The organism is Corallococcus exercitus, from assembly GCF_003611585.1.
GTDB classification, from domain to species: Bacteria; Myxococcota; Myxococcia; order Myxococcales; family Myxococcaceae; genus Corallococcus; species Corallococcus exercitus.
Genome location: NZ_RAVW01000399.1, coordinates 1 through 9063, shown reverse-complemented (window position 1 = coordinate 9063; position 9063 = coordinate 1). Strand labels below are relative to the sequence as shown.

The following is a 9063-nucleotide window of genomic DNA, read 5'->3' as shown; positions in this document are numbered from 1 at the left end:
GGGCGCTGATGGGGCGGCTGGCGCTGGTGTACGCGGTGGGAGGTGACACGTGAGCGGGGCGCGCGAGCAGGACGCGGTGCGGATGGGCGTGCACGAGGCGGCGCGGATCCACGGGGACATGGGTCGCGGATCCGCTGCCACGGGCGCGCGTTCACGGCACGGACTCCGAGCGCTGAGCGCACTGGGCGTCGCGGAGGAAGTGGGTCGCGGATCCGCTGCCACGGGCGCGCGTTCACGGCACGGACTCCGAGCGCTGAGCGCACTGGACGTCGCGGAGGAAGCGGGTCGCGGATCCGCTGCCACGGGCGCGCGTTCGTGGCACGGGTTCAGAGCCGTGGGCGCGCTGGGCCTGACGGCGGCGCTGCTGTCCACGGGCTGCGTGCGTCCCAGTGAAGACCGCGCGGTGCGGGACACGCGCGTGGGACAGGCGCAGGCGGACGCGCTGACGGTGGAGGTGGAGGGCGGGCTCGCGTCGGTGCGGACGCTGTCATCCGGCACGCTGGAGCTGTGGGGTCAGGCGCCGGTGTTCACGACGCGCGTCACCGCTGGCGCCGATGCGCGCACGGACTGGCTGTTCACGGTGCACAACGCGATGCCGGCCGCGGTGCTGGACGCGGTGGACGAAGCGGGCACGCCGCTGACGGTGCAGGCGCTGCCGGACGCGCACCCGACGATGAAGGCGTGGCGCGTGGCCCTGCGGCCGGGGACGACGGCGCGGCTGACGGTGGCGCCACCGGACTGGGACACGCGAGAGCCCTTCCGCTTCGCCGCGCTGGCGGACGTGCAGGAGGCGCTGTCGAAGGTCGGGGACATCTACGCGCGCGTGAACCAGGACCCCTCCCTGCGCTTCATCTTCTTCGCGGGAGACCTGACGGAGTACGGGACGCGCGAGCAGTTGGAGGAGTTCCAGCAGCGGCTGGAGGCGGACTCGCGCATCCCGCTGTTCGCCACGCTGGGCAACCACGAGACCTTCTCCGACGACGCGCGCGAGTACCAGCGGCTGGTGGGCCGTGGCAGCCAGCACTTCATCTTCCGGGGCGTGCACTTCAGCCTGGTGGACTCCGGCAGCAGCACCGTGGATCCGCTGGTGGAGGAGGCGCTGGACGGCTGGCTGGAGGAGGCGCGCGACGCGGTGCACGTGGTGGCGATGCACATTCCGCCCCTGGATCCGATTGGCGTCCGGGGTGGAGGCTTCGCGGTGCGCAACGAGGCGGCCGGGCTGGTGGGGAAGATGGCGCGGGCGGGAGTGGACCTGACGCTCTACGGCCACATCCACTCCTACTATTCGTTCTCCAACGCGGGCATCCCGGCGTTCATCTCCGGAGGAGGAGGCGCGATTCCGGAGCGCTTCGACGGGGTGGGCCGGCACTTCCTGGCAGTGGACGTGGATCCGTCCGCGGGGGTGCGGGACGTGGGACTGGTGCGGGTGGATTGATCCGCGGGGCCTTGACGGCGGATCCGGAGCCGACTTTCCGGCCCGCGAAAAGACCCCCTTGAAAGGGCACTGAACATCTGGGCAGATAGGCGCCGTTCAAACGCCTTGTGAGGAGGCCTGTCCATGTTCGAAACCCCCGAGAACGATTCCATCTCCCCCGCGCTGCGCGCGCTGCTCGAGCTGTTCGCCACGGACCTGGCGGACGTGAAGTTCCCGGACGTGGACACGGCGGTGCTGGGCGAGTCCGCGGCGCACGTGCGTGAGAAGGCGGAGGCGGTGGCCCGCGCGCAGGCGGCGCTGGACGCGGCGAGGCAGGCGCTGAACGAGAGCCAGGAGTCGCTGCTCCAGAAGGGCCAGCGCGCGCTGGCGTACGCGAAGGTCTTCGCGGAGGACGACGCGGAGCTGGTCGCGAAGCTGGAGGCCATCCACCTGCCGCGTCCGGTGCGCAAGGCGGGCCAGGCCCAGGCGGAGCCGGTGAGCGCCGCGCCGGGCAACGACGACAACGCCCCGCGCCGCCGCGGCCGTCCCCCCAAGCTGCGCCCGGTGGCCAACCTCTTCACGGACGGGAGCAACGGCCCGGACTCCGCGCAGGACGAAGCTCCGGCCAGCCTGCAGTCGTAGGCCCGCAAGAAGAAGACCGCGTGCCCCCGTACGGCGTTCCGGGAGCACGCGGTCCTGGTTCTCCGAAGGGCTAGTTCTTCGGGAACGCAGTCCAGCCGTTCAGCCAGTTGTTGCTGCCCACCGCGCCGACGAAGCGCGCGCTGGCGTCGAAGCCCGCGCCCGGGGTGGCCGCGTTGTCCGGGTTCAGCGCCGGAGAGTTCGCCGCCGGGGCGAAGTTCGGGGCGTCCAGGTTCAGCGCCGCCGTCAGCTGCGCGTCCACGACCTTGTTGTTCAGGCCCGTGGCCAGCACCTTCTCCGCCTCCACGAACTTGCTCACGTCCGGATCCGTCACCGTGCCCGCCGCGTCCTTCTTCGGGTTCGGCGCGTTGGGGATGGACACCGTGTCACCCTTGTTGGACCAGAAGAACGTGTTCTGCACGGAGAGCTCCGGCGTGGCCGCGTTCCACAGCGCCGCGGAGGCCGTGCCGTCCACGTCGATGGCCTTGTCCGCGAAGCTCGCCACGATGACGTTGCGCAGGATGCCGCCCGCGCCCGTGTTGAACACCAGGCCCTCCTGCGCCGGGGTCGTGCCCGCCGGACGTCCGGAGCCGATGAACGTCGCGTTCCAGATCTCCGGCATCGTGTGCGGCTGCGCGGCGTTGTCGTTCTTGTTGCCGGAGGCCTCGATGCCGCGGTTGCCCACGGTGGCGTTCTGCTGCACCACCAGGAACTGCACCTTGCCGCGCCAGCCCAGGTCGAAGTCCAGGCCGTCGTCGTCCGGCTGGGTGATGACGAGGTGCTTCAGGCCCGCCGTGCCGCCGAACATCTCCACGCCGTCGTCGGCGCCCTTGTGCACCTGCACGTAGTCGATGTCCGTCGCGCTGCCGCACGCGCCCGTCGTCAGGCCGTTGAGCTCGTTGTCCTCGGCCAGCTCGTAGCCCGCGAACTCGATGCGCGCGTACTTCAGCTTGCCGCAGTCGTGCGCGTCGTCCGTGCCGCCGTACTTCGTGCGCGTGTCGCCGCTGGTGGCGAAGAAGCCCTCGATGGTGTTCTCGCCGCCGGCCACGTTGATGCGCGCCTTGCCCAGCAGCACCACGCCGCCCCAGTCACCCGCCGCGCGCGTCCCCTCCGCCTGCGAGCTGGTGAAGACGATGGGCTTCTCCGCCGTGCCCACCGCGTTGAGCTTCGCCTCGCGGGTGATGACCAGCGCGCTGCCCTGGTTGCCCTTGATGGTGACGCCCGGCTCGATGGTGAGCGTGCCGCTCTCCACGAACACATAGTCCTTCAGGGTGTACGTCGTGCCGGCCTTCCAGGTCGTGTCGCCCTTGATGCTGCCGGACACGTCCTGCTCGGTGGCCTGCGGATCCCCACCGTCCGGGGTGTTGTTCGGCTTTTCGTCGTCGCCGCAGCCGGCCAGCAGCGCGAGGCTGGACAGGGTGAGGACGGAGGCAAAGAGGCTTTTCATGTCGGTGCGTCCTTTCAGAGGGGAAATGGGAGGAGCTACAGGGCCCAGCCGAGCGACGCGGTGAACGCCACGCCGGGCTTGTACGTCTGCACCGTCACGTCCCCCTGGCGGAGGGTGACGGACGCGTTGAGGAGGTTCGCGGCGGTCAGCTTCAGCTGCGTCGCGCCCAGCTTCTGGGTGAGGCTGATGTCCACGCGGTGGAAGGGCCGCTCGTACACGTCCGGCAGGCCCTGCACGCCGACCTCGCTGATGCGCTGGCCGTACACGTTGTAGAGCAGGGCCACTTCGGTGCCGCTCTCCGGCCGCTCGTAGCCCACGTTCACGTTGATGACGTAGGGCGACTGGCCCTGGAGCGGACGGTCCTTGTTCGTCTGCGCGCCCACCACCGCGGAGTCACCCAGGTCCACCTGCGACTGGATGAGCGTAAGGTTCGCGCCCACGCGCACCGGGCGCAGCGCGGGGCTGAAGCGCGCCAGCGACGTGCGCGCCTCCAGCTCCACGCCGTAGCTGTCCGCGCCCGCGGCGTTCTCGAAGCCCAGGTCGCCCGAGTCCGGATTGCGGATGACGCGTTCGATGGGGTTCTGGAAGCGCTTGTAGAAGGCGCTCGCGGCCAGGACGTCGTTCTCTCCCACGAACCACTCGGCGCGGAGGTCCACGTTGTGGATGCGTGTCTCCAGGAGGTCGGGGTTGCCGGACACGTTCCGGCGGCGCACGAAGTCGAAGAAGATGAAGGGCGCCAGCTCGCGGAAGGTGGGCCGCGCCAGCGTGTAGCTGTAGCCCGCGCGCAGGTTCACCTCCGGCGACAGCGCGTAGGTGGCATTCAGCGACGGCAGCACGTCCAGGTAGTGCTGGTCGGCGCCGCCGGTGTCGCTCTCCACGCCGGTGAAGGGGTCCTTGAGCGTCAGCTCCTGGGAAGACGCCTCCAGGCGCACGCCGCCCACCAGGCGCAGCGGCTCCACGGGCTTGTAGTCCGCGGACACGTAGCCGGCGTAGATGCCCAGGAAGGCGTTGTAGGCGTCGTCCGCGCGCGTCGTCTCGCGCACGCTGATGGAGGTGCCCACGTTCTCCGGGGAGAAGAGCTGCTCGGGGGACTGGGTGCGGTCCACCGGCTCCTCGGTGAGCAGGTAGCGGAAGCGGCGCGCGTTGAAGTCGCGGAAGGACACCTGCGTGAGGCCGCCCACCTTCAGGCGGAAGTCGGAGGTGAAGGGCAGGGTGAGGTTGAGGCTGCCGCCGGTGGACGTCTCGCCCAGCTCCGCGAAGAAGCGCTCGCCGCTGTTGGGCTGGTTGGGGAAGGACAGCTGCGCGTCCGGGCTGCTGAGGGCGGCGCTGTAGAGCGTGTCGCGCGTGTCGGGCTCGTCGCGGTCCACGCGGGAGACGTTGGCCTGCCAGTCCACCTCGGAGTCACCCAGGAGGCCCAGGCGGTGGAAGCCGCGCAGCTGCGTGAAGGACAGCGCGCGGGTGATGAACTGGAGGCGGGTGCTGGCGTAGGTGTCGCCGCGCACGTTGTTGTTGCCGTTGGCGGAGTACGTGCGCGTGTCGGTGCCGCGCGTGTAGAGGCTGAAGAGGGTCAGCTCGTTGTCGCGGTCGAACTGGTAGCCCAGGCTGGCCAGGCCGCTGAGGTTCGCGGTGGAGAAGCCCTGCGTGGTGCGCGCGACGTCCTGGGAGATGAGGCTGCCGGACTCGTCGCGGGCCGCGCGGGCGAAGTCACCCGTCTGCACGCCGTCGCGGTGGCCGTAGTTGACGGTGGCCAGGTAGCCCAGGCGCTGGTTGCCGAAGCGCAGCGTGTCACCCAGGGACGCGCCCAGGCCCAGGTTGGGGGCGGCGCGCGTGGTGCGCTTCTCCCAGACGTTGGTGAAGCTCTCCCACTGGCCTTCCAGTTGCTGCGCCGTTTCACCGCCCGCGCCCAGGCGGTGGTCGCGGGGGAGCGCGTCGGGCAGGCCGCGGTCGGAGGAGGCGAAGCCCAGCGTCTCACCGAAGCCGCCCTGCGCCTGCGAGTTGCGATCGCGGAAGGTGGTGACGGTGTCGCCGCCCAGGGTGAGGCGCGGCTTGAACTCGAACTGGGACGGGTAGGTGTTGGTTTCGATGAGGAGCGTGCCGCCGCCGAAGGTGCCCGGCAGGTCCGGCGTGTAGCTCTTCACCACGTTGAGGTTGGCGAGCAGGCTCGTCGGGAACAGGTCCAGCGGCACGCTGGGTTCGTCCGGCTCCGGGCTGGGCAGGAGCGCGCCGTTGAGGAGCGTGGTGGCATAGCGGCCACCCAGGCCGCGCAGGAGGACGTAGCGGCCGTCCACCACGGTGGCGCTGACCACGCGCTTCACGGCGTCACCGGCGCTGGAGTCCGGCGTGCGGGCAATCTCCTGCGCGCTGATGGCGTCGGAGACGGCGGCGGCCTTCTTGCGGTCCTGGAGGAGGGCGCCTTCCGCGCGGCGGTCGGAGCGGGCCTCGACGACGACCTCCTGCACCGCGCCCACGTCCGCGCTGAGCGCGACGTCCAGCTTCGTGGCCTTGCCCTGGGTGACGATGACGCCCGTGATGCGGCGGCCCTGGTACACGTCGTAGAAGGCGCGCAGGTCGTACTTGCCCGGGGGCAGCGCGAGCTTGTAGTTGCCGTCCAGGTCGGTGAGGGCCTGCTTGTCGGCGCCCGTCACGACCTTCACGGTGGCCTCGATGAGGCCCTCGCCATTGGCCTCGTCGGTCAGCCGGCCATAGATGCCGGTGAAGCCCGGGGGCGGCGCGGCGGATTCGGCGAGGGCTTCATCGCCCATGGCGGCTTCGTCGGAAGCCGTGGCCTCCGAGGGCGTGGCGCCGTCGGCGGGCGTACCGGACTGCGCGGCGGCCGGAGCCGAAGGATCCACGGGCTGCGCGGGAGCTGACGGATCCGCGGCCTGCGACGGCGTGAGGTTGCCGGGTCGCGCGGGCGCGCTTCCAGGCTGCGTGGTGCTCCCGGGCTGTATGGCCTGCGAAGGCGCGGTGTTGCCGGGCTGCGGGTTCGCTGCGCTCCCAGGCTGCGTGCCCAGCGACGGCGCGGGACTGGTGGGCAGCGCTCCGTCCGGCTGCGACGGCGCGGATCCACCTTGCGTGCCCGGCACGGGCGGAAGCTCTCCGGCGGGCTGCTGGCCGGGAGAGGCGGAGGGCGAAGGTGCTGCGGGCGCGGTGGAGTCCGCGCCGGGCGCCTGCGCGAAGGCAGGCAGGGTGATGAGCACGAGTGACGCCACGAGGGCGCGCACGAAGTTCGAACGAGACAACACGGCTCTCCTTGCCGACAGCGACGCGCACTCAACGCGACGCCCGTGGCATTGGGATGAAGGGTTTGTGACGTCTGTGGCGGAGGCGGGAAAACTCGGCGTCACGAACCCGCGCGCGGCGCACACCACGCGCGGGGACACACGAGGCTCGCGCTCAGTCCGCGAGCCGGTCCGGCAGCACGGCGACGGTGATGTTCCCGCCCCGCGCCAGGTCCAGCACTTCCATGGCACTGCCGTACGGCACCGCGTCGCTCGCGTCGAAGAAGACGATCTTGTCCGCGCGCGCGTTGAGCATGCGTTGCAGCCGGACGACCACCTGGTCGCGCGGCACTTCCTCGTGGTTGATGCGCAGCGTGCCGGCCTTGTCCACCGTCAGCACCACGGGCGGCTTCGCGTCCGGCGGCGGAGGCGGCGTGGCCTCCGTCTTGTCCGGCTTCGCCGGCACGTTCATCCACAGGTTCTTGGTCATCAGCGGCGTGACGACCATGAAGATGATCAGGAGGACCAACACCACGTCCACCAGGGGCGTCACGTTCATCGTGGGGCGGACACCGCCGCCCTTGCTGCCACCGACGTCGAAAGCCATGGTGCGTGCCTCCCCTTACTGCTTCTTCCGGTCGATGACCTGGAGACTGATGCCCGGAAAGCCAATGTCCTGCATCGCCTTGAACACGCCGCGCACCTGCGCGTACGCCACGCCCCGGTCCGCCTTGAGCACCACGGGCGCGTCCGGCTTCGCCTGGTGCAGCGCCTTGAGCTCCACCACCAGCGCGTCCCGGGTCAGCTGCTTGCGGTCCAGGTAGAACGACCCGTTGGCCGCCAGGCTCACCGTGGTGGGCTCCAGGTTCTTGTTCTCCGCGTCGGGGTTCATCGCCGCGGGCAGCTCCACCGCGGCGCCGGCCTCCAGCTGCGGCGTGACGACCATGAAGATGATCAGGAGGACGAGCACGACGTCCACGAGGGGCGTCACGTTCATCTCCGGCGTGAGGCTCCTACGCGTGGCCGACATCGCCCGCCTCGGTCCGCGTGGAGACGACGTCGGTGGCACCGCTCGCGTGCGAGGCGCCGTGGGCCGCCACCGCGCGCTTGTCGCCGGCCATGTCCTCCAGGTGGTCCATGAACTCGCTGCGCGCCTGCTCCAGGGAGAGCAGCAGCGCGTCCGCGCGGGTGGACAGGAAGTTGAACATCAGCACCGCGGGAATCGCGACCAGCAGGCCCAGCGCCGTGACGACGAGCGCCTCGGCGATACCGGCGGACACCGCGCCCAGGCCACCGGAGCCCTCCTTCGCGATGCCGGCGAAGGCCTCGATGATGCCCACCACCGTGCCGAGCAGACCGACGAACGGCGCCACCGAGCCCACCGTGGCCAGCACCGACATGCCCCGGCGCACGTCCGCGGTGATGCGCTCGTTGATGCGCACCAGGTCGCGCCGCGTGAGCTCCACGGCGCCCAGCTTGCCGGCCGGAGCGCGGGACTTCGCGAGGAACGTCTTCATGCCCCCGCCCAGCATCATCGCCAGGTGGCTGCTCTTGTTGCCGTCCGCTTCCTTCACCAGCGCGTCGTGCTGCTGCTGCGCGAGCAGCGGACCGGCGCGGCCCGCGAACTGGCGGGACGCGGCGCGCGAGCGGAAGAAGACGAACAGGCGCTCGAAGAAGACCGCCAGCGACGCGACCGCGAAGGCGATCAGCGTCCAGGCGATGCCCAGGGCGAAGACGCCCATGTGCGCGTAGATTTCCTTGAGATTGAAGTTCATGGCGGTGGCTCTCAGAAGGGGGAGGAAGGCGTCAGGACTTGAGGCGGAACGGGACCTTGAAGATGCGGAAGACGGCGGTCGGCTGACCGGAGACGACGGCGGGCTTGAAGCGCCACGTGCGCACGGCGGCCAGCGCGGCGCTGGCGAAGGGCTCATCGCCGCGCATCACCTTGAGGCCGGTGACGCGGCCGTCGACCTCGACGACGCCCTTGAGGATGACCAGGCCTTCGAGCCCCTTGGAGCGGGCGTCGGAGGGGTACTCGGGGATGAGGTTCGCGGACAGCGGCTCCGGCGGCGTGCCCGTCTCCGGCAGGTTGATGGGCTGCGCGCGGCCACCCCCGATGGCCATGCCCTCGCCGCTGCCGGTGCCACCCACCACACCGCCGGGGACGAGCGTGCCGGTGCCACCGACGGCCATGGGCGCCGCGGCGACGACTTCCTTCTCAGCCTCGGGCGGCTTGTCGAGCGGCACCGCGTCCGGGGCCTTCAGCGGCGCGGGCGCGACGGTGGGCACAGCGGGCGGAGGCGCGGCCTTGGCGACGGGAGGCGCGGCGCGCGGCGGCGGCT

At 70.8% G+C, this 9063-nt stretch carries 8 protein-coding genes; 2 read left to right on the top strand and 6 right to left on the bottom strand.

Translation table 11 applies throughout. The features are described from left to right. The first annotated feature begins 334 nt into the window (after positions 1-334). Both D7W79_RS33560 and D7W79_RS33555 read left to right on the top strand, forming a co-directional pair. On the top strand, positions 335-1435 hold the full coding sequence (locus tag D7W79_RS33560; protein ID WP_120529421.1) for a metallophosphoesterase family protein: 1101 nt from the start codon (positions 335-337) through the stop codon (positions 1433-1435). A gap of 123 nt (positions 1436-1558) precedes the next feature. Continuing rightward, positions 1559-2056 (top strand): hypothetical protein, encoded by a 498-nt coding sequence (locus tag D7W79_RS33555; protein ID WP_120529420.1) that lies wholly within the window; start codon positions 1559-1561, stop codon positions 2054-2056. 70 nt (positions 2057-2126) lie between these two features. On the opposite strand, the gene D7W79_RS33550 is transcribed toward D7W79_RS33555, so the two are convergent. The 6 genes from D7W79_RS33550 to D7W79_RS33525 form a co-directional block, all read right to left on the bottom strand. After that, positions 2127-3500 (bottom strand): beta-helix domain-containing protein, encoded by a 1374-nt coding sequence (locus D7W79_RS33550; RefSeq protein WP_120529419.1) that lies wholly within the window; start codon positions 3498-3500, stop codon positions 2127-2129. A 35-nt stretch (positions 3501-3535) separates the two neighbouring features. Then, a complete protein-coding gene (locus D7W79_RS33545) occupies positions 3536-6745 on the bottom strand; it encodes a TonB-dependent receptor domain-containing protein (RefSeq protein ID WP_120529418.1) in 3210 nt (1069 codons plus the stop codon). A gap of 151 nt (positions 6746-6896) precedes the next feature. Beyond that, the gene (locus D7W79_RS33540; RefSeq protein WP_120529417.1) at positions 6897-7328 is read right to left on the bottom strand and encodes an ExbD/TolR family protein; all 432 of its coding nucleotides are present in this window, start codon (positions 7326-7328) and stop codon (positions 6897-6899) included. A 15-nt stretch (positions 7329-7343) separates the two neighbouring features. Then, positions 7344-7751, bottom strand: coding sequence for an ExbD/TolR family protein (locus tag D7W79_RS33535; protein WP_120529416.1), 408 nt, complete (start codon positions 7749-7751; stop codon positions 7344-7346). Continuing rightward, complete coding sequence (locus D7W79_RS33530) at positions 7735-8496, bottom strand: MotA/TolQ/ExbB proton channel family protein (RefSeq protein WP_120529415.1); 762 nt, start codon at positions 8494-8496, stop codon at positions 7735-7737. The genes D7W79_RS33535 and D7W79_RS33530 overlap by 17 nt, the downstream gene beginning before the upstream one ends. 31 nt (positions 8497-8527) lie before the next feature. Further along, a partial coding sequence (locus D7W79_RS33525; protein ID WP_147442174.1) for an energy transducer TonB occupies positions 8528-9063 on the bottom strand: 536 nt, incomplete at its 5' end.

Bases quoted from the DNA above. Each gene is read 5' to 3' on its own strand.
- D7W79_RS33540 (WP_120529417.1), bottom strand. From the start codon at position 7,328: ATGGCTTTCGACGTCGGTGGCAGCAAGGGCGGCGGTGTCCGCCCCACG.
- D7W79_RS33530 (WP_120529415.1), bottom strand. From the start codon at position 8,496: ATGAACTTCAATCTCAAGGAAATCTACGCGCACATGGGCGTCTTCGCC.
- D7W79_RS33535 (WP_120529416.1), bottom strand. From the start codon at position 7,751: ATGTCGGCCACGCGTAGGAGCCTCACGCCGGAGATGAACGTGACGCCC.
- D7W79_RS33550 (WP_120529419.1), bottom strand. From the start codon at position 3,500: ATGAAAAGCCTCTTTGCCTCCGTCCTCACCCTGTCCAGCCTCGCGCTG.
- D7W79_RS33555 (WP_120529420.1), top strand. From the start codon at position 1,559: ATGTTCGAAACCCCCGAGAACGATTCCATCTCCCCCGCGCTGCGCGCG.